Origin of the sequence: Candidatus Micropelagos thuwalensis, assembly GCF_000469155.1 — a bacterium.
In the GTDB taxonomy this organism is placed as follows: domain Bacteria; phylum Pseudomonadota; class Alphaproteobacteria; order RS24; family RS24; genus Micropelagius; species Micropelagius thuwalensis.
The window spans coordinates 133,729-151,400 of record NZ_AWXE01000004.1 but is presented as its reverse complement, the minus strand read 5'-3'; the positions used below and the strand labels follow the sequence as shown (position 1 = coordinate 151,400).

At 46.3% G+C, this 17,672-nt stretch carries 19 protein-coding genes, 1 tRNA gene and 1 pseudogene; 7 read left to right on the top strand and 14 right to left on the bottom strand.

From position 1 onward, the window contains the following. Positions 1-5: 5 nt before the first annotated feature. Together RS24_RS05345 and RS24_RS05340 are read right to left on the bottom strand one after the other, a co-directional pair. Positions 6-1,193 carry an OmpA family protein gene (locus tag RS24_RS05345; RefSeq protein WP_021777171.1) on the bottom strand — a complete coding sequence of 396 codons (1,188 nt, stop codon included), beginning with the start codon at positions 1,191-1,193 and terminating at the stop codon, positions 6-8. A 36-nt stretch (positions 1,194-1,229) separates the two neighbouring features. After that, the gene (locus tag RS24_RS05340; RefSeq protein ID WP_021777170.1) at positions 1,230-1,991 is read right to left on the bottom strand and encodes a motility protein A; all 762 of its coding nucleotides are present in this window, start codon (positions 1,989-1,991) and stop codon (positions 1,230-1,232) included. Between the two features lie 310 nt (positions 1,992-2,301). Here RS24_RS05340 and RS24_RS05335 point away from each other — a divergent pair, with 310 nt between their 5' ends. Further along, positions 2,302-2,703: an Lcl C-terminal domain-containing protein gene (locus tag RS24_RS05335; protein ID WP_239642405.1), complete on the top strand. Its 402-nt coding sequence runs from the start codon at positions 2,302-2,304 to the stop codon at positions 2,701-2,703. 9 nt (positions 2,704-2,712) lie between these two features. On the opposite strand, the gene RS24_RS05330 is transcribed toward RS24_RS05335, so the two are convergent. Then, positions 2,713-2,943 (bottom strand): disulfide bond formation protein B, encoded by a 231-nt coding sequence (locus RS24_RS05330; RefSeq protein ID WP_021777168.1) that lies wholly within the window; start codon positions 2,941-2,943, stop codon positions 2,713-2,715. 276 nt (positions 2,944-3,219) lie between these two features. Here RS24_RS05330 and rpoN point away from each other — a divergent pair, with 276 nt between their 5' ends. Continuing rightward, positions 3,220-4,749 carry an RNA polymerase factor sigma-54 gene (gene rpoN, locus RS24_RS05325; RefSeq protein ID WP_038300767.1) on the top strand — a complete coding sequence of 510 codons (1,530 nt, stop codon included), beginning with the start codon at positions 3,220-3,222 and terminating at the stop codon, positions 4,747-4,749. A 116-nt stretch (positions 4,750-4,865) separates the two neighbouring features. Here the strand turns inward: rpoN and RS24_RS09970 are convergent, their stop codons facing one another. Then, entirely contained in the window at positions 4,866-5,042 is a 177-nt protein-coding gene (locus RS24_RS09970) for a hypothetical protein (protein WP_021777166.1), read from the bottom strand. 59 nt (positions 5,043-5,101) lie between these two features. After that, complete coding sequence (cysQ, locus tag RS24_RS05320) at positions 5,102-5,932, bottom strand: 3'(2'),5'-bisphosphate nucleotidase CysQ (protein ID WP_320409027.1); 831 nt, start codon at positions 5,930-5,932, stop codon at positions 5,102-5,104. A gap of 227 nt (positions 5,933-6,159) precedes the next feature. On the opposite strand from cysQ, the gene mnmA reads away from it, so the two are divergent. Both mnmA and RS24_RS05310 read left to right on the top strand, forming a co-directional pair. After that, entirely contained in the window at positions 6,160-7,350 is a 1,191-nt protein-coding gene (mnmA, locus tag RS24_RS05315; RefSeq protein ID WP_021777164.1) for a tRNA 2-thiouridine(34) synthase MnmA, read from the top strand. Between the two features lie 61 nt (positions 7,351-7,411). After that, positions 7,412-7,488: transfer RNA gene (locus RS24_RS05310), tRNA-Met, on the top strand. Between the two features lie 8 nt (positions 7,489-7,496). Here the strand turns inward: RS24_RS05310 and RS24_RS09750 are convergent. Then, positions 7,497-7,688, bottom strand: coding sequence for a hypothetical protein (locus tag RS24_RS09750; protein WP_051295601.1), 192 nt, complete (start codon positions 7,686-7,688; stop codon positions 7,497-7,499). A gap of 12 nt (positions 7,689-7,700) precedes the next feature. Between RS24_RS09750 and RS24_RS09965 the strand changes: the two genes are divergently transcribed. Then, a complete protein-coding gene (locus RS24_RS09965; protein ID WP_157833785.1) occupies positions 7,701-7,847 on the top strand; it encodes a hypothetical protein in 147 nt (48 codons plus the stop codon). A 22-nt stretch (positions 7,848-7,869) separates the two neighbouring features. Here the strand turns inward: RS24_RS09965 and RS24_RS05300 are convergent, their stop codons facing one another. Further along, entirely contained in the window at positions 7,870-8,919 is a 1,050-nt protein-coding gene (locus RS24_RS05300; protein ID WP_021777163.1) for a glutathione S-transferase N-terminal domain-containing protein, read from the bottom strand. A 27-nt stretch (positions 8,920-8,946) separates the two neighbouring features. Further along, positions 8,947-9,225, bottom strand: a pseudogene (locus RS24_RS09870) (DUF1330 domain-containing protein). Between the two features lie 186 nt (positions 9,226-9,411). On the opposite strand from RS24_RS09870, the gene RS24_RS05295 reads away from it, so the two are divergent. After that, on the top strand, positions 9,412-12,042 hold the full coding sequence (locus RS24_RS05295; RefSeq protein WP_021777162.1) for a TonB-dependent receptor: 2,631 nt from the start codon (positions 9,412-9,414) through the stop codon (positions 12,040-12,042). Positions 12,043-12,257: 215 nt separating this feature from the next. Here RS24_RS05295 and RS24_RS05290 read toward each other — a convergent pair whose 3' ends face one another. The 5 genes from RS24_RS05290 to RS24_RS05270 are packed head-to-tail and all read right to left on the bottom strand — an operon-like array spanning position 12,258 to position 16,246. Beyond that, positions 12,258-13,157: a haloalkane dehalogenase gene (locus tag RS24_RS05290; RefSeq protein WP_021777161.1), complete on the bottom strand. Its 900-nt coding sequence runs from the start codon at positions 13,155-13,157 to the stop codon at positions 12,258-12,260. Further along, complete coding sequence (locus tag RS24_RS05285; protein WP_021777160.1) at positions 13,157-13,615, bottom strand: hypothetical protein; 459 nt, start codon at positions 13,613-13,615, stop codon at positions 13,157-13,159. The genes RS24_RS05290 and RS24_RS05285 overlap by 1 nt, the downstream gene beginning before the upstream one ends. Next, positions 13,608-14,708, bottom strand: coding sequence for a DUF2855 family protein (locus RS24_RS05280; RefSeq protein ID WP_021777159.1), 1,101 nt, complete (start codon positions 14,706-14,708; stop codon positions 13,608-13,610). Before RS24_RS05280 ends, RS24_RS05285 begins: the two co-directional genes overlap by 8 nt. Before the next feature lie 9 nt (positions 14,709-14,717). After that, entirely contained in the window at positions 14,718-15,335 is a 618-nt protein-coding gene (locus RS24_RS05275) for a hypothetical protein (protein WP_021777158.1), read from the bottom strand. Further along, positions 15,332-16,246, bottom strand: coding sequence for an NADP-dependent oxidoreductase (locus RS24_RS05270; protein ID WP_239642414.1), 915 nt, complete (start codon positions 16,244-16,246; stop codon positions 15,332-15,334). The genes RS24_RS05275 and RS24_RS05270 overlap by 4 nt, the downstream gene beginning before the upstream one ends. A 12-nt stretch (positions 16,247-16,258) precedes the next feature. On the opposite strand from RS24_RS05270, the gene RS24_RS10010 reads away from it, so the two are divergent. After that, positions 16,259-16,468 (top strand): hypothetical protein, encoded by a 210-nt coding sequence (locus RS24_RS10010; RefSeq protein WP_021777156.1) that lies wholly within the window; start codon positions 16,259-16,261, stop codon positions 16,466-16,468. A gap of 17 nt (positions 16,469-16,485) precedes the next feature. Here RS24_RS10010 and RS24_RS05265 read toward each other — a convergent pair whose 3' ends face one another. After that, complete coding sequence (locus RS24_RS05265; protein ID WP_021777154.1) at positions 16,486-17,646, bottom strand: glutathione S-transferase family protein; 1,161 nt, start codon at positions 17,644-17,646, stop codon at positions 16,486-16,488. Between the last annotated feature and the right edge of the window lie 26 nt (positions 17,647-17,672).

The following is a 17,672-nucleotide window of genomic DNA, read 5'->3' as shown; positions in this document are numbered from 1 at the left end:
TAATCTTAGTAATTAATCTCAATCTCTATGCGTCTGTTCTTTCGACGCCCTTGAGCCGTGTCATTTGAGTCTACAGGGCGCTCCTCACCAAAGCTCATAGCTTGTAATCGATCGCCTTCAATTTTGCCTGTGCTTTGTAACTCTTGAACGACACTCGAGGCACGCGCAGCTGCAAGATCCCAATTGTCTCTGTATTGCGAACCGAATACTAGCGGCATATTGTCTGTATGCCCTGAGACGTTAATGCGGCTTGTACCTTCTTTATTAACTTCAGCAATTTGATTCATAATCTCTCGAGCTTTTACGGTCAGTCTTGCAGAACCTGAAGCAAACGCACCACCCGAACCAACTGTAACGATAACGCGGTCATCCTCGCGGTCTACAGTAACCAACCCTTGACCTATTTCCTGCTTAAGAGCTACTTTGAGTGTATCTTCAGCAATTTCGGCGCGTTCATTTTGTTGTTCAGGTGAACCTTGACCAGCATCTTGTTTGTTTTGTTGCTTTTGCATGGCTTCCATGGTGTCAACAAGCTTGGCAAGTTGCTCCTCAAGACCACCAAAAACAACATCCGACTCAGACTTACCAGCAGCAGACTGAACTTTTTCAATTGCATCAAGTGTCTGACTCAATAATTGAGGTAGGTCTTGTTCTTGTGACTCTTTAGGGGTGAAATTGACGACAACTTTTTCACCAAGTGTTTCAACTTGTATCTCGCCTCTAGCAATTGCATCCTCAAGTGCTTTCACAATATCTTCAGCGCTTTGATTTTTTGAAGAGTCTTCGGCGTCATCACTTTTTGATTGTTCTGAAAAATCGTCATCCTTGGTTTTATTTTGTTGCTCAAGTTTGGGTTGATTAACCTGCGTCGTCTGCTGGGTCATATTATTAGTGACTGATGGAGACGGGGAGGGGCTAAAATTCAAAGATAGAATAGTTGTGCCCATGGGCGGCTCAACAACAGGTGTGATGCGCTGAACACCGAATGCATTTTTCAGTGAACCGGAGATTTGTTTAAATTTAGGGACGTTAAATTCTGCGAAAGAAAGAATAAGAACAAAAAACGCCATGAGCAGTGTTGCCATGTCAGCAAATGTAGCCATCCATGCAGGCGCACCGACGGGAGGACATTTGGGGCATTCCTCCTCTTCGGTTTCTTCAACCTTTTCTTCTTCCTGTTCCTTAGCGACCATAACTTAATCTGCCTTTTTCAAATCTGCGGGTGGAAACTAAGCAGCTTCAAGTTGCTCTTGAAGTTTCGGTGGCAGATTTGCCAGCATTTGATCTTGAATATTACGCGGGGACTCGCCACGGGAGATATATTTCAAGCCAAGGAGAACCATTTCACGATAAACAGTTTCATAGGTCGTATAGCCTTCAAGCTTGGTCAGCATGGGCAAAAAGATAATGTTGGCAATAATCGCGCCATACATGGTTGTCAAAAGAGCAACCGCCATCGCCGGACCAATCGCCTTTGGATCGGCCATATTACCGAGCATAAGCACCAGGCCGATAAGCGTCCCGATCATGCCCATCGCAGGGCCGATATCAATCCATGCTTTCACTACGTCTTGATTGGTCTGGTGACGCATTTTCATGGACTTGATTTCCTGATTGAGCTGCTGGGTCAGTTTGGTTTCATCAGCACCATCCACGAGCATTTGTAGGCCTTTTTCAAAAAACTTGTCCGGCACTTCCTGACCTTCTAACGCCATCATGCCATCCTTACGAGCAATCGAAGCCAACTCAATCATGCGCGTTATCACATCTTCCTGCTTTTTTACAGGTGGCATAAAAGCTTTTGCCATTGCACCGAAACTGCCAAGGAAAGTCGGTAGCGGTGTTGTGTACATAACGGAAAAGAATGTCCCACCAAAAACGATAAGAATTGAGGGGATGTCAATAAATGGCCCGACCCCGCCGCCGGAGATCATTGCACCAATAATCATGCCTACGGCACCTAAGAAACCAATTAACGAGGCGATATCCATGGAACTGTCCTGTACAAAAAAAACTCAACTAATAAATGCAAATTCAATACCAATCTAAACAGATTTACGAAATATTTGTTACTTGAAGTTTAATATTTATCTCATTTTTTTGCGATTTAACATATAATGATAACCAAGTTGATTGCCTAAAGGCGTGACAGGTAAGTAAGTGATGTTGCAAATAGTCCGGTTAAATAAGCTTTTTCACGTGTTTAAACAAAAGCGTGCTTATCCGTACATCTGCTTTTTATCTGTTCTTGTTTTTTCTCCTTTTTCAGATATGTATGCTGAGGATGACACTTCAAGGTTTATGACACGTGGTCAGATGGTCATTGATCTTGAGATTGGCATTGAATGGTTGCGTTGCAGTATCGGCCAACGCTGGAATGGTGAAAATTGCATTGGTGAGATTCTGCAGATCTCGGTTGAGACAGCGGATCAGGCCATTGCACAGGCGAATGACCAACTTGGGGCGGGATGGCGTTTGCCGACCAAAGAAGAACTTTCTTCCCTTGTTTGTGAAACTTGTCCGGGTTTGAAAATTAATGAAGAAATTTTCCCGGATACGTTTGGTGGCCCTTACTGGACATCTGATCCCAACCGCCTTGCGCCCCGCCATCAATGGACTGTGAATTTTTTCACAGGTCACAGTTATGGTCGATTTTTCCCAACACAAGAAATGGCTGTCAGATTGGTTCGCGACCGCCTATGAGAAATGGCTTTAGAGATTTTCCTCATCTTCGGGGAAAAACCGCCAGAGAATGAGCTTGCCGATAAAACCCAGCATACCGCCAATCATAATAATGGTGGCAACAAGTTCTGGTGTGATATGGCGCAGATAGACAAGTTTATCGCCCCCAAGTAAGCCAATCAGGGCGAGCATCACAACACCCAAGATAAAAAACCTGATAACGAAACACCTACGACAGGGCTGTTTTTCCGGTTCACTCATAAATAACTCTCAAATTTTTCAAACGCTAATCACCCTTCCAATATGCAAACAAAGTGCCAGATGGAAAAGCGTTAAATGACCAAAATGCCTGTCCGGATTTTGACATGACAAATTTTAAGAATGTCAGGAAAAAGTTAAGATATTGTAAATATTATATTTTTTTGTCGTTTTGCTGACGCCTGACCCCGTCAAATTGTTTTTTTGCATTCACATGTGAAGCTGTGAGATTTAGCCGCATACACCGCGTTAAGTAGCGTTAAGTTGATTGGGGAAGTTATGCAGTTATCACAGTCTTTACGGCTCAAGCAAAAGCAGTCAATGGTAATGACACCGCGTTTGCAACAGGCCATCCGTATGTTGCAAATGAACAATCTTGATTTGCAAACCTATCTTGAAACCGAAGCTCTTGAAAATCCGTTTATGGAAGTTCAACAGGCTGACACCAATAATGACACATTACCTTCTATTCAAGAGGAGTCGGAAGCTGAAGCCTTCAACGGCGCAGCATCGGATACAGGGCTAGACAGAGCCATACAGGATGGCACGGCTATGGTGGAAGACAAAACACCGGCGACTGCTGAGAATGTTCAGGAGACAAATCAGTATGAAAGTGCAGAGTTTGATTTTGAGTCGCGTCTTAATTCGCAAATGAGCACAATGTCTCAGGCAGCTGAAAATGACTGGGACATGATTTCGACACGGATCTCTGAACGTGCTATTTCGCTTGTGGCTCATGTTGAGAAGCAAATTGAGCTTTCCCAGATGTCCGAAACTCAAAAAATTCTTGCTTATGTGCTGGCCAGCTATATTGAGCCTAGCGGATGGCTTGGAAAGCCCCTTGAAGATATTGCTGAGGAAAAAGGTCTTGATATTGATGATTTAATGCCAATTTTGCAGAATCTTCAGTCTCTTGAGCCAACCGGTATTTTTGCTCGCGACCTCAAGGAATGTTTGCGTTTGCAGGCTCTTGAGCAGCAAAAAATAACTCCTCAATTTGAAGTTTTTTTAAATCATCTGGAATTGCTGGCGCATGGCAAACTGGATATATTGCAACGTAAATGTAAATGCACAGAAACCGACTTGCGTGACATGCTTGACACGGTTCGCAGTTTTGATCCGAAACCAGGTATGAAGTTTGATGATAGCAATGAAATTATTCACGCTCCGGATCTGGTGGTGTTTAAAAAGGATGGCAACTGGGTTGTAGACCTTAATCGTTCAACCTTGCCAGGCATCGTTATAGACGAAAAATATGCTGAAGAACTTAATCGTAAAATCAAAGAGAAAGAAGCGCTAGAGTTTAGTGCAAATGCGCTTTCTTCTGCGCGGTGGCTTAAACGGGCAATGGAACAGCGTAATAATACCACGCTGATTATCAGTGCCGAGATTATCAAACAACAAACCGCTTTTCTGGATAAAGGCCCGACATATTTAAAACCTCTCCTTCTAAGGGATGTGGCAAAGGCAGTCAGTATGCATGAAAGTACGGTGAGCCGTGTCACATCAGGCATTATGATTGAAACACCAATAGGGTGCTTTCCGCTGAAATCATTTTTCAGTGTATCTCTAAACAGTCAGTCGGACTCTACCGAAAATGCGTCTGCGGCTGCCGTAAGAAATAAAATTCAGGAATTGGTTAATCAGGAAACACCATCCGATCCACTCAGTGATGATGCTATTGCTGAGATTATCAGTAAGCAGGGGGTTAGTCTGGCGCGTCGCACCGTTGCAAAATATCGTCAACTTTTGAAAATTCCGTCATCTACTGAACGCAGACGACGTGCGAAGATTTCTAATCTCGGCTGATTTACGCACTTATTTAAAGTTTTAGCACGGGCACGATCAACCCATTATTGGGGGCATAATTTGTTTGCTTGATGAGGAGCTTTAGCAGGAATATTCCTTCGCTAGGATATACGCGCTTATTCACCTGGATTAGAAAGCTCTTCCGCCATTGGGAAATCAGCAACAATGCCATCATCACTATTTTTAAACGGAACGAGCATGCTACCTTCTGCTTCATCAGTTTCATTGTAGTAAGTGACTTGTAGAACAAACTTTTCTGTAAAAGCTGTTTCTGTTTTTAGTTTCGTATCCATGGTTTCGCCTCCAAGCAATAACTGCCTAGGAAGTGCATTTTTTATGCCAAATAAACCTATTAAGTGCTTGCAATAAAGTAGGGATTATCAAGTCCTCTTGCGATTTTGCCATAGCTCAAAATCGTACCGTCAATGTCGTGCACTATGCCGCCTGCCGCGCATAAAAGTGCATGGGCTGCAGCTGTATCCCACTCCATTGTGCGCCCATGTCGGGGGTAAATATCTGCTTCGCCAGTAGCCAGTAGGCAAAACTTTAAAGATGAACCCGCGGATACGATTTCCTTGACTGTAAAACTCTTCAAAAAAGCTTCGGTGTCAGGGGAGAGATGTGACCGGCTGGCGACAACCACAAGCCCATCATCTGGCTTCGGACGAACACGTATCTCTTTAGCTTTTGACAAGGTGGAAAATAACGCGTCTATGTCATCGATAATTTTATCATCCGGCGCGATATTTGTTTCATATGCTTTATTATCCAATGTGAAAAATAAGCGGTTCAATGCCGGCGCATACACAATGCCACTAACAGGTGCGCTTTTATCAATAAAACCGATATTTACTGTGAAATCTGTACGCTTATTGATGAATTCTTTAGTGCCATCAAGTGGGTCAAGAAGGAAGAATTTATCCTCAATTCTATCGGGTAAGCCGTTTTCAGAACTTTCTTCCCCAATTATTTGAATTTTGGAAAACTGCGATTTAATTCCCCGAATAATAATTTCTTCGCCCTCGCGATCTGCAATGGTGACGGGGGAGTTGTTACTTTTAGTTTCTACATCAATATCATTATGGAAATGCACCATTGCATTTTTGCCAGCTTTTAAAGCTAGAGAGCACAGGAAGTAGATATGATTGGGATTCGAAGAGTCAAAATCGGGCATAAAAAGCATTTAACATATTTTCTGAGCCAAAGTATTTTAAATTTAATAGAAGAATTATAATCAAATATATAGAATATAATTATCATTTGAATTGTTACGCGGATGATTTTATGCATCTGAAAATCTAGGTAATGTGCGATGGTGAAATTACCATAAGATGCTCTTTTAAATGGATTACTACAGCCTTTTAGAGGTCTAGCAAGCGAACTAGAAAGTAACTTAAAAAGATTTATCTAATGGAAATATCTACTGACTCAGAATTAGAAATATTGGTTATGAATGATTTACCGGATATAGACTTGGAGCTTTCCGAGGGGGGCTCAAACAAAGAAATGCGGTCTACTCAGAGAGTAGTTGTTGCAATGTCCGGAGGCGTTGACAGTTCGGTCGCCGCTGCGCTTGTTAAACGTGCTGGTTATGACACTATAGGTATAACTCTTCAGCTGTATGATCACGGAGATGCAACGAAACGTAAAGGTGCCTGTTGTGCAGGTCAAGATATCCATGATGCGAGAAGTGTCGCCGCTTCGTTGGATATTCCGCATTATGTACTTGATTATGAGAGCCTATTCCGTGAAAGCGTGATAGATAATTTTGCTGATACTTATTTGTCAGGGCACACGCCTATTCCCTGTGTTAAATGCAACGAGACAGTGAAGTTTAAAGATTTGCTTACCACGGCGAAAGATTTGGGGGCAGAGGCGTTGGTGACTGGGCATTATATTGAGACAAGTTTTAACGACGGTCAGTGGCAAATGCGTCGGCCTGTTGATGAAAAGCGCGATCAATCTTACTTTCTTTTTTCTACCACACACGAGCAATTATCGTTTCTGCGTTTTCCCCTGGCGCATCTCACCAAAAATGAAATTAGAGAATTTGCTGCAAAACTTGCCCTGCCAGTAGCCGATAAGCCTGACAGTCAGGATATCTGTTTTGTTCCTAATGGTGACTACGCATCAGTTATTGAACGCTTGAGACCTGATTGTAGTTTACCGGGGGAGATTGTGGACATGTATGGCAATATTTTGGGGCAACATCAGGGCGTATTGCATTACACGGTAGGCCAACGTCGTGGTCTCGGTGTGGCGATAGGTGAGCCACTTTACGTAGTTCGCATCGATGCTGACACCAGACAGGTCATTGTTGGCCCAAAAGAGGCTTTGGCAAGGCGAACTATTATTTTGGATGAAGTCAATTGGTTGGGGGGTGAGAGGCTTTCTGACCCTATAGATGTAAAAGTTAAAATCAGGTCAACCGGATCGCCGGTACGGGCTAATCTGACACTACTTCAAGGCCAGCGAGCTGAGGTATCTTTGGATATACCTGAAGAGGGGGTTTCCCCCGGTCAGGCTTGTGTATTTTATGGCGCTGAGGAAGGACCAGCGGCACGTGTTCTCGGTGGTGGTTGGATCATATCAGCTCAATAGTCACGCAAAACGGCGATTGCAAGAAACAAAGATTTGTTTTATATGTCCAACGTTTTGAAGGGGCGGAGTAGCTCAGCTGGTTAGAGCAGCGGAATCATAATCCGCGTGTCGGGGGTTCAAGTCCCTCCTCCGCTACCAAATTTCTCCTATAAATCTTTGGCAACCGAATCAAGCCCGGTGGTATCAATAAGCTCAATTTTATCGGTGGCTAACAGATAATTGATAAGCCTCTGCACCAGCATTTTATTGCCGCCGCGCTTCAGGCCGGTTGAGAAAATAGTAATTTTTTGAATCGCGTCAGGCAGCGGCCCGGCATAATCAATACCGTCAATCGGCAAGATTTCATTGATTTGCTGAAAGCCTACTTTAACATCTCCACGCGCGACGACAGCGCCGACTCGCTCGCTGATGATACGGATGGATTTGCCACAAATTTCATCTCATATACCCAGCTTGGGAACATGCCTGCAGAATGTCATATTTTCCCCGAAGGGTAACTTATACTGCAGGCCGATCTCTCTAGGCGGCATCATCGGCCAGGTACTTCAAGCAGTTTGTTTCTTCGAGAACGGTTTTAAGTGCGTACTTTGACTCCCCCGAAAGTTGAGCGTAGCGTTTTCGCAGCATGGGCAAACAAGTTTCATGGCGTTTGTGGGATCTGCGGGTGAACTCGGTGCCATCGATATCAAAAGAAAATACATCCTCGCCATTTGCGAGAGCTGTTTCATTAGCAAGCAATAACGGCAAATGATATTTACCGCTAAGCTTTAGTATTTCTGCTAGCGGTGACGTCAAGAGCTTTTCTGTATCGGTACTTAGAGGCTCCCAGTCTCCCTCCACACCACTCATGTCGTCAATAATACTTACCCAGCGCGTGGTGAACCTGTACTTCTCATACATAAATGAAGAAGCTGAAAGGTCCTGTATTTCTTGAGAGAGGATCCCGTAAATCGCGATTTCGGCACGTGATGGGCGTGAACCAAAGAAGAATAGTCTTCTTGATACCGCCTTTTCCATAATGCTCAAAAACGCTTGCAGACTGTTGTCTAGTAACTCGTCATAATCGGGACTGCCACAAAGCAATTTTATGCCTTGTATTTGACGATTGGCCCAAAACTCACTTTGAGTGGCAAAATCATCATCGTGGACATTGCCCTGCAGCGCCTCATAAAGAATCCATTGGCTGTTGTGTTTTTGGTCGGCCTCCAAACGCCAACGATGCATAAAGAAGGGCCAGAGCAACCATTCGTCTGCGAAGTCTTCGATCAAGTAAGCGAGAAAGGCGTCTGCTTCATTCTCAGGATCCGTACGACGTGCAGTAATATTCTCTTCAAACTTATCGATGATTGGCGTTGAGTCATTTTCGAATGTACCGTCGGGGTATTCAATCACTGGCACCATATAGGTACTGACTTTCGTCATGGCGATTTCATGTGCACGCGCATTATTGCACCACTGAAAGGGGATGCGGCGGTACCGTAAGTAAGCTCGCAACTTCATAGAAAACGGCGACATTAGCATGCCGTGCAATTTATGTGTCGTGTCGGGTATAGATTGCGTGATCGTCATAAAAAAACCTCAAATAATAAAGAGCCTTTAGGTTTCCAGCTTTTTCACCATAATCGCATTGCCGAAGCTGGCTTCCAGTCGGTGCTTGGCAATCTCTTGATATTCGGGTGAGGTCATCCATGCCATTGCCTTTTCGGCGGAAGGAAATTCAATCAGTACGGAGCGGGTGAAGTCGAAATCGCCCTACAATATTGTCGGCTCTTCATCGACGCTCAGCATGGTGCCGCTAAACGGCTCAAACACTTGCATGAAGTTTTCCTCATAGCGGTCATAACCGGCGCGGTCATGAATTTTGAAACGGGCAATAATGTAAACGGTTATAGCGGCCTCCTATTTGCTTCACCATATGGCAGTCGCGCAAAAAGTTCGTCGCGATAAAATTAATGTTGTTATATTGGCATAATATATGCTAATTGTAAATATATTGGCATAGTATATGCCAAAACAGGCGGGGGAAGTCTGTCATATAAGAGTCAGTAGGAGGGGATCCACATGATTGATATCCGTAATTATGGAAAACTATTTACCAACGCAAGTTTGGTTTCACTCGCCTTGGTTTGGTCTATGCCGCTTGCAGCGCAAGATCAAAACAGCAATCAAATGCTGGTGGAGGAGATTATCGTAAGTGCAACCAAACGTGAAACTACCTTGCAAGACATTGCTGTCGCGGTATCGGTAACTACCGAGCAGACTATAGAGCAGTCACGTATTATGGACATGAAAGATCTACAGTCAGTCGTTCCAAGCCTACGCGTTTCTCAATTGCAAACATCATCCAATACCAATTTTATCATTCGTGGTTTTGGTAACGGTGCCAACAACCCTGGAATTGAATCTTCGGTTGGAATGTTTGTTGATGGAGTATACAGGTCACGTTCTGCGGCACGTATAGGTGATTTTCCCCAAATCGAGCGTGTTGAGGTCCTGCGGGGCCCACAAAGCACCTTATTCGGAAAGAACGCCTCAGCTGGTGTAATCAGCATCGTAACTCCGGAACCTTCATTTGAGAGTGAAGGTTACATGGAAGTTGGCTATGGAAACTATGACAACAATACGGTCAAAGCCTTTTACAGTGGCCCCTTAACAGATACTGCCGCATTTAGCTTAGGTGCCAATTTGAACAAGCGAGATGGCTATACAGAGTCGCAGATTGATGGCGTAGCAGATATCAATGATCGTGACCGGTTCGGTCTTCGCGGCCAACTTTTACTTAACCCATCAGACAACACGAAAATCCGTTTAATTGCTGACTATTCTGAACTAGATGAGATTTGCTGTTCAATCTTGAACATACAAAATGATGGTGCTGCAAATGTAATTCGTTTGTTGGGTGGGCAGTTTTCCGACGACCAGAATGTCTATGCTGATGAGAGTTTTGTAAACTTTTCACCAGTCAACAAGGTGGAGGATTATGGGTTTTCGGCTAATATTAGCCATGATTTCGAGCACTCTAATTTGACCTGGATCACATCGTATCGATCTAATGACTCTTCCAACGATTATGATGCAGACTTTACTAGCCTCGACATGATCCAACGGCAGGAAAATATAAATATAGATACATGGACTCAAGAAATCAGGCTTACCTCAACAGGTACAAATAGAATTGACTGGATGATCGGTGGATATCTGTTCAAAGACAAAGTTGACTCGGTTGACGGACTAGATTGGGGGGCGAACACAAGAACATATATTAACGCATTGGCTGGTGGCCCTACACTTTTTGGAGTTGTGGAAGCAGCGAATGGCTTCGCACCAGGGACATTTTATAGACAGGGTGTTGCAGCGAATGAGACTTATGAGCAGGACAACACCTCGACTTCTTTATTTGGTACGATGGATTTCCACGTTTCCGACAGGCTGACAATCACTGGTGGGCTGAACTATACGAGAGACAAGAAGAAGATTGTTGCGACCGTCAATCAAGTTGACCCTTGGTTTGCGCTCGATCTTAATACCGCAAATGGAACAGACACCTTGGCAAATGGGCAAATAGCTGCAGCGTGGGATGATCCAACTAACCCACTCTATCAGTCATTCCTTAGTACATTTGGGATTCCGCTTAATCAGACCAACCAGACTCTTATTGCCAGCGGCGGCGCTGGGCCAGCAGCTCAGGCAGGCTATTTGCAGGGATTTTTCCCTGTGGTTCAGAATGGCATCATTACCAAGCTGAAATCACTTCAGTTCGTAGCTCCCATGATTGATCTACCCAACAGCATTGAGGACGGCAAATCGGATGATGATAAGCTGACCTGGAATATTCGTGCAACATATGAGGCGGGTGAAAACGTATCTGTTTATGCAGGAGTATCGACTGGCTTTAAATCTACTTCTTGGAACCTCTCAAGGGCCAGTGCTCCCGTTTTCGCGGACGGTGCAGCCCTTCAGGCGGCTGGTTTATTGCCGGCGGTTTATGAGTTGGGAAGCAGCGCAGCTACTTCAAGATTCTTTGGAACTCGTTTTGCGGGACCTGAGGAGGCAACAGTATATGAACTCGGTCTTAAGACACGATTTGAGCGAGGTGCGTTCAATCTTGCTATATTTGAGCAGAGTATTGAAGGTTTCCAGTCTAATCTATTTCAGGGGTCAGGTTTTGTTCTTGCCAACGCAGGAGAACAATCTACCGAAGGCTTTGAGGTTGATGCAGTCTGGCTTCCGGTAGATCAGTTACGATTAACATTTGCGGCAACTTATCTGGATGCAATTTATGACCAGTTCGAAAACGCTCCGGGGCCAAATAATAGCGTTATTGATCTTTCTGGTGAGGAGCCTGCAGGTATTCCCGAGTGGTCTATATCTTCATCAGTTACTTATAACTTCGAACTAGGAAGTGCAGCGGCGTTTGTTAGAGCCGATTGGCAATATGAAAGTAACGTTTTGATGGTTGATAATATTCTGTCGTCTACAGGGGCTGAGCAACCCTTCCGGGAGATCAGCACAGTAAATGCGAGTTCCGGCCTTTCATGGGAAAATGGGCTTTCAGTTCAACTCTGGGCCAGAAACCTATTTAACGATGAACATCTGCTTTCGGCCTTTCCGGGTGTATTGCAACAGGGCGTCATCAACGGATATCGCAACGTGCCGAGAACGTATGGCCTCAGTCTTCGAAAGAGTTTCTAGGAAAGGCGGTTTCACTCAGCAGGGGCGCATTTCCTTTTCTTAAATCCCTCTGGCGGGCTCCTTTGGGGCCCGCCTTTCATTTTTCAGACGAGCCTGTCCAGTATGTTAGTTAGGACGATAGTTTCATCTGAATGAACTTTAAGAATTCGTCCAGTGAGTATTGACAAATTCGTTCGACATTATTGTCTTCCGCGGTTAGAGATTTTTTGGCTCTTTCAGGTATCAAGGAATGGTATCAGGTGTTCAAGAAGCGCGTCTGGTGCTTCTTCGGGCGAGAAATGACCGATACCGTCCAAAATGGTGTGAGACTGTTTCCGGCATCCTGGTATGTGATCAATCAAGCGTTTTTCTATTTTTCGCGTCACAGGATCCTTGTTACCGAAGACCGTTAGGAAGGGTTTGTCAAAGCTTGCGAGCTTAGCCCAGGCTTCTCGATTGGCAGGAACTCCGGGGTTATCCGGAAAAATAGCTATTAGCTGAGGGAATTTCACAATACCAGCCTGGTACTTTCGAGAAGGAAATGGCGCCTTGAAAGCCTTCATTTCATCATGTGTGGGCTTTGTTTTTACGAAATTTGCCTCAAAAGCATTCCAAGGAAAAGCAATGGCGAATTTCATCAGGCGTAGCCACCATTTTAGTAATTTGCTGCCCCCTTGTCCGGTGGGCAACCCAGTATTGGTTGCAAAGACTCGGGCAAAGCGTTCCGGGTATTTTGCGACCAGTTTCAGCCCCAATGTGCCACCCCAGTCATGACAGACGAGTGTGATATTATCAAGATTGTTGGTCTCCAACCATTTGCAGTACCAGTCGTGATGTCGGGCCAGGGTGTAATATTTGCGTTTGGCAGGTTTATCTGAACGTCCACATCCCACAAGATCGAGAGCTATGACGCGGCGCCCAGTTTTTTCAAGCGCCTTGATCATGTGGCGATAGAGATAGCTCCAAGTCGGATTTCCATGCATCAAGAGGATGGGGTCGGCGTCTTTTGGTCCTACATCCACGCTATGGATACGGATGTGGGTGCCATCAACGTCCTGGATAGTGGTATATGTGGGGGGAAAGTCATAATCCAGAAGGTTTTCGAACTGACTGTCCGGTGTACGCAGAACTTTCATCACGAGGCAGTTTTCTTTCGCTGCCAGATGGACAAGCTAAACATTACCAGTACCACTATCATCAACGGGACAGCGGCCGCACCAGCCGGGGCAGTGCCAGCCGTTATTACCGGCTTATAATTAAAGACAAAAAGGCGACCTGCCTGCTCAACAATAAGCACCAGATACATAAAGGGTACCAATGACTTGTAGCGAAGGGCGACGATTAACTGCAGCAGGGCAATAATCAGCTGCGACAGACCCCACAGGGCGAAGATGCCGACAACAGTTTGGCTGGCTCCAGCTGACCATTGGTCCAGAGGGATTGTCGCAATTGATTGCGCACCGCCGTCGGCAGCAAACATATGATGCTGGCTGCGCCACAGCCAGACTGTCGTGATCAGATAAAAGAACCATAGGGCGACTTTCTGACCACGGTAGGTGTTATCAATCGTCTTTGGAAAAAGAAGTTCAAGCATTTTCTTCGTCCTTTTCTTGCAGTGAAACCATGATCCCTTGTTGTCCAGAGATTTTATTGTCCAGCATGTCCGCCCATATGGAAGCGCAGGCCTCTCCCCCCTGGTGGAATTCCAGCTTCAGTTGATCTTTGAGCTTCATCACCAGCCCTGCGCTGGCAGCATAGCCCTTATGCTCTAGCACCCCTGGCCCCCAATCCTTGCTACGCTTTTCGATCTGGGTGGGCGTAAAGAAGAATGTTGGTTTGCTACCCGGCAGCTTTTCGTTGATTTGCTCGCTTTCCCAGTGGGTGATGCCAACAATCTGGCTGGTCTTCATGTTGTCTCCAAGATGGTGATGCAGACGCGCCCGGATTCGGCCATCCCCGGCCATATCGATAAAGGCAGTAGGGACTTGGTTCAGACCTTCAATCTCATCATAAGTTGTAATCTGGTCACAGAGCTCTAAGCTTTCCACGAACTCCTTATTACGTCCGGACGTCATGCCAATCAGATTACCTTGGAACCCATTCGCTTTGATAAAAGCTGCGAGGCCATAGCCTGTTTTGCTCGATACAGAACCCACAACAATCTGTTCTGCGCCAAACCATTCATTATCCATCAAGAAGTCCGCAATAACATATCCAGTAATGAATAGCGGGAAGAAAATACAGCGGGCGTCCTCAATGGCCTGCAGTTCGATAGGCTCTGATTTTGTGCGGCTGTAATGGTTATAAAGCGCAGGCAGTTCTAGGCGGTGCGCGGCGCCGTCAATGAAGTTATCGTCGCGGACTCGGCTGGGTGTCATCTTGAGGTGAGTGCTCATTGGGAAGAAGCCATAGAGCCGCTCACCAGCTTGAATCCCTTCACATCGGCTTTCTAACACGTCTGCCATGCCCCAGACAGTGACCTTGCCCCAGGGCTGGTCATCTGTCGGGAAATACTTCCAGTAACCAATAATGTTGCCGGAAACGGCATAGCCCACATTGTTGGCAGTGATGGCAAACTTTTCGACAGCCACAAGGATATCTCCTTCGGAAAGTTCAGGAGCCTCGGTCTGCACAACTTTGGTGTTACGGAGGTTGGTCATGTCGACCCAAAGTTCGGTAGTTATCATGTTTTGTCCTTAAACAATTAGAGTAATGTTCTGTGCTAGTGAGGCAAGTAGCAGCAAGATCAGGGCAACGGCTTTGTGTGGGCGCATGAAGAGGCTCATTTGCATGCTAGTGGGATAGGCCTCTGTCATCGAGAGAGCGGATTGTTTGAAGACATGTAGGTGGGCAAATTCAGGTTTTGCTAATGACACCATCATGTCACGGCGGGACCGGTATCTGACCATCGCCCAAACTCTGTAACCTGGGTCCTCAGGGCAGTCCCAGGCGTCTATACGCCCGCCCAGCCGCAGCGCCTGGTGCACGGGGTGTCCTGCCCGTTTAAAGATAGATTTCATGAATGGCTGGAAATAGAGCTGGATCAGCTTGCGTGGGTGTGTCATTTCACCAGTTACAGGATGAGGCACTTCGCCGGTCTTGAGGGTGAGCATATTCTGCATGACAAATTCCTTGCCGTCATCTTCTTCCAGAAATTTCCGTAGATCGTTCAGGTCTGCACCCAGCGTTTGCGCTTCTGCATCCTTGATATATTTATCGATTTCGTCAGTTGAGAGTGGGCCTTTGGTATTGAAATACCATAGACAGAAGATACCGTAGAGGACCAGTGCAGTTATCCAGATTTCCCAGCTCATTTATTCACCTTCAGAAGCAACTTGCCGTGGTTATCGCCGCGGAAGATCATGGCCAAGGCTTCTTCAAAGTTCTCGATTCCCTCCACGACATGTTCCCGGAATTTCATGTCGCCATTTATTTTGGCCTGCAGCAAATATGTGAAGGCCTCGGGGATACGGTTGTAATAGTCTTTCATCGTAAAACCCTGGATGCGGACGCTCTGGGTAATTACTGACATGAATCCGCGCGGACCTCTAGCATTCTCGATATCGCCATATTGGCTGATAGCACCGCAAACCACAATTCGGCCCTGGTAATTTATCTGACTCAATACAGCTTCCAGTGTCTCACCACCTACATTATCAAAATAAAGGTCGATGCCGTCAGGACATTCGCGCTTCAGGCCTTTATTAACGCTTTCATTTTTGTAATCAATGACTCCGTCGAGGCCCAGGCTATCCTTAAGGTAAGCGCACTTTTCTGGCCCACCGGCAATACCGATCACCCGCGCGCGCGAAAGCTTTGCAATCTGCACAGCCACTGAGCCTACAGCCCCGCTGGCAGCAGACACAACGACCGTTTCACCTTCTTGAGGTTTGCCGATATCTGTCATGCCGAAATAGGCTGTATAGCCAGTCATACCAAGGCCAGCCAGATAGTCTTTTGGCTCGGCAAAACTCAGGTCAATCTTACGCAAGCCCCGCTGGTTCAGCACACCTTCCGTCTGGACGCCCATAAAACCGGTAACACAGTCACCAGCTTCAAAGTGCTTTGACCTGCTCTCCAGCACCTCAGCCACACCAAAGCAGCGCATCACCTCACCGGGCTGGACCGGCGGCATATAGCTGGGTTTGTTGGTGGTCCAGCCGCGCATGGCAGGGTCTAGAGATATCCAGTCGGTTCGCACCCTGATTTCCCCCTCCTGTAACATTGGCAAGGGGTCGTGGGTGGTGGTAAAGATGGCATCGGTGCTGCCATCGTGAAACTGGGTGGTTCTGATCTGAGTAATGTCCATAAAGCCTTCTTCCTGATTAAATTGCTGTCACAAATAAACTCGGCGCGCTGCCCGCATGTCAGCATGCTTCTTCAACATGATGTCCAGACTTACGGAGATGAAATAATCGCCGTCGTCGGTGATAGTTTTTATCTGTAATAAGGCTGAATTCATGATTATTCTTCCTCCCAGATTTCCTGATTGTTCTTGCGCCCAACACGCTTGGTGATGCGTAGATCCAGGATTTTTTCAAGGCCTGTGCTGGCGAAAAGGGATCGAATGTCCGCCTGATTTTCTGGCGATTGCTCAGACAAGTGATCAGTCAGTCGCTGCATCAGCCAGAAGCGGTAATGCATGACACCCGTGCTCAGGGTCTGCCCACGCCAGGGGAATTCAGCGAAACCGATCATCCGCTGGTTCAGACCGCCCTTGCCAGCATCATTCAGTTCACTGGTGCTTTTGCCCTCAAGCCACGTATTGGTGAAGTCCACATGCGCGGTGATCTCGGCTAGGTATTCTTCCGCCACATAGCGCATCAGGGCGAGAAGCGTTTGCGGCAGGGCATCTTCAGCAAACAGTTTGCCTTCACCTGCCACCATCAGGTGATTTTTGATGCCTGCGGGGGCGTTCATCCGTTCCAGCCACTGAAAAAGGGCAGGGGCCCGCTTCTGCATCAAAGCCAGCGGCTTTGGGTCGCGACCCAGATGGGCGAATAGCGGTCCGAAAAGTGCATAGTCACCAATCGTTGGCCTGCTTCCCAGAAGGAAAGGATGCTCGCTGAAATGGGCTTCTGCAAGGTCCATGAATTCATCATAAGCCGCTTCAATCAATGGGATCGAATCCGGATTTACACCGAAAAACCGGGTGGCCTTTCGCATGCGGCCAGATGCATGCTCGAACAGCTCTTCGTACATTTCCTCGGAAGGTACAATTGGCAGGACGTCCCGAAAGGATAGCTTAAGGAAGCTGAGGTTTTCCTCGTCAAAATTCCAGCGGTAATGCATGGCCGGGCGCAGGAGGCCTTCACCGCCAAACAGCTCAAACAGGTGTGCCACCGCCTGAAGGACAGGCTGGTTCGTGTGGATCGACCCTTTATTTTCTTCCTTCTTGTCGAGCCAATCCAGAATGGCTGTGCCATCTTGTAGTATAGTCCCGTCAGGCGTCATGATGACAGGTATAATCCAACGGCCTGTAACAGGTACAATGGTTTCGGTGAATTCCTGAGAGCCTGCGCAAACCTCGATAAATGGCACACTGTGAAAGCGAAACCAGGCCCTTACCTTCGCCGTATAGAGCGAGGCCATCATGCCATAGAGAACATAGGTTTTTTCAGCCATCTTATATGTCCTAAAGAAAAGCTATC

Coding starts and splice junctions, on each gene's coding strand:
- RS24_RS05345 (WP_021777171.1), bottom strand. CDS start 1,193: ATGGTCGCTAAGGAACAGGAAGAAGAAAAGGTTGAAGAAACCGAAGAG.
- RS24_RS05340 (WP_021777170.1), bottom strand. CDS start 1,991: ATGGATATCGCCTCGTTAATTGGTTTCTTAGGTGCCGTAGGCATGATT.
- RS24_RS05335 (WP_239642405.1), top strand. CDS start 2,302: ATGACACGTGGTCAGATGGTCATTGATCTTGAGATTGGCATTGAATGG.
- RS24_RS05330 (WP_021777168.1), bottom strand. CDS start 2,943: ATGAGTGAACCGGAAAAACAGCCCTGTCGTAGGTGTTTCGTTATCAGG.
- rpoN (WP_038300767.1), top strand. CDS start 3,220: ATGCAGTTATCACAGTCTTTACGGCTCAAGCAAAAGCAGTCAATGGTA.
- RS24_RS09970 (WP_021777166.1), bottom strand. CDS start 5,042: ATGGATACGAAACTAAAAACAGAAACAGCTTTTACAGAAAAGTTTGTT.
- cysQ (WP_320409027.1), bottom strand. CDS start 5,932: ATGCTTTTTATGCCCGATTTTGACTCTTCGAATCCCAATCATATCTAC.
- mnmA (WP_021777164.1), top strand. CDS start 6,160: ATGGAAATATCTACTGACTCAGAATTAGAAATATTGGTTATGAATGAT.
- RS24_RS05300 (WP_021777163.1), bottom strand. CDS start 8,919: ATGACGATCACGCAATCTATACCCGACACGACACATAAATTGCACGGC.
- RS24_RS05295 (WP_021777162.1), top strand. CDS start 9,412: ATGATTGATATCCGTAATTATGGAAAACTATTTACCAACGCAAGTTTG.
- RS24_RS05290 (WP_021777161.1), bottom strand. CDS start 13,157: ATGAAAGTTCTGCGTACACCGGACAGTCAGTTCGAAAACCTTCTGGAT.
- RS24_RS05285 (WP_021777160.1), bottom strand. CDS start 13,615: ATGCTTGAACTTCTTTTTCCAAAGACGATTGATAACACCTACCGTGGT.
- RS24_RS05280 (WP_021777159.1), bottom strand. CDS start 14,708: ATGATAACTACCGAACTTTGGGTCGACATGACCAACCTCCGTAACACC.
- RS24_RS05275 (WP_021777158.1), bottom strand. CDS start 15,335: ATGAGCTGGGAAATCTGGATAACTGCACTGGTCCTCTACGGTATCTTC.
- RS24_RS05270 (WP_239642414.1), bottom strand. CDS start 16,246: ATGTTACAGGAGGGGGAAATCAGGGTGCGAACCGACTGGATATCTCTA.
- RS24_RS05265 (WP_021777154.1), bottom strand. CDS start 17,646: ATGGCTGAAAAAACCTATGTTCTCTATGGCATGATGGCCTCGCTCTAT.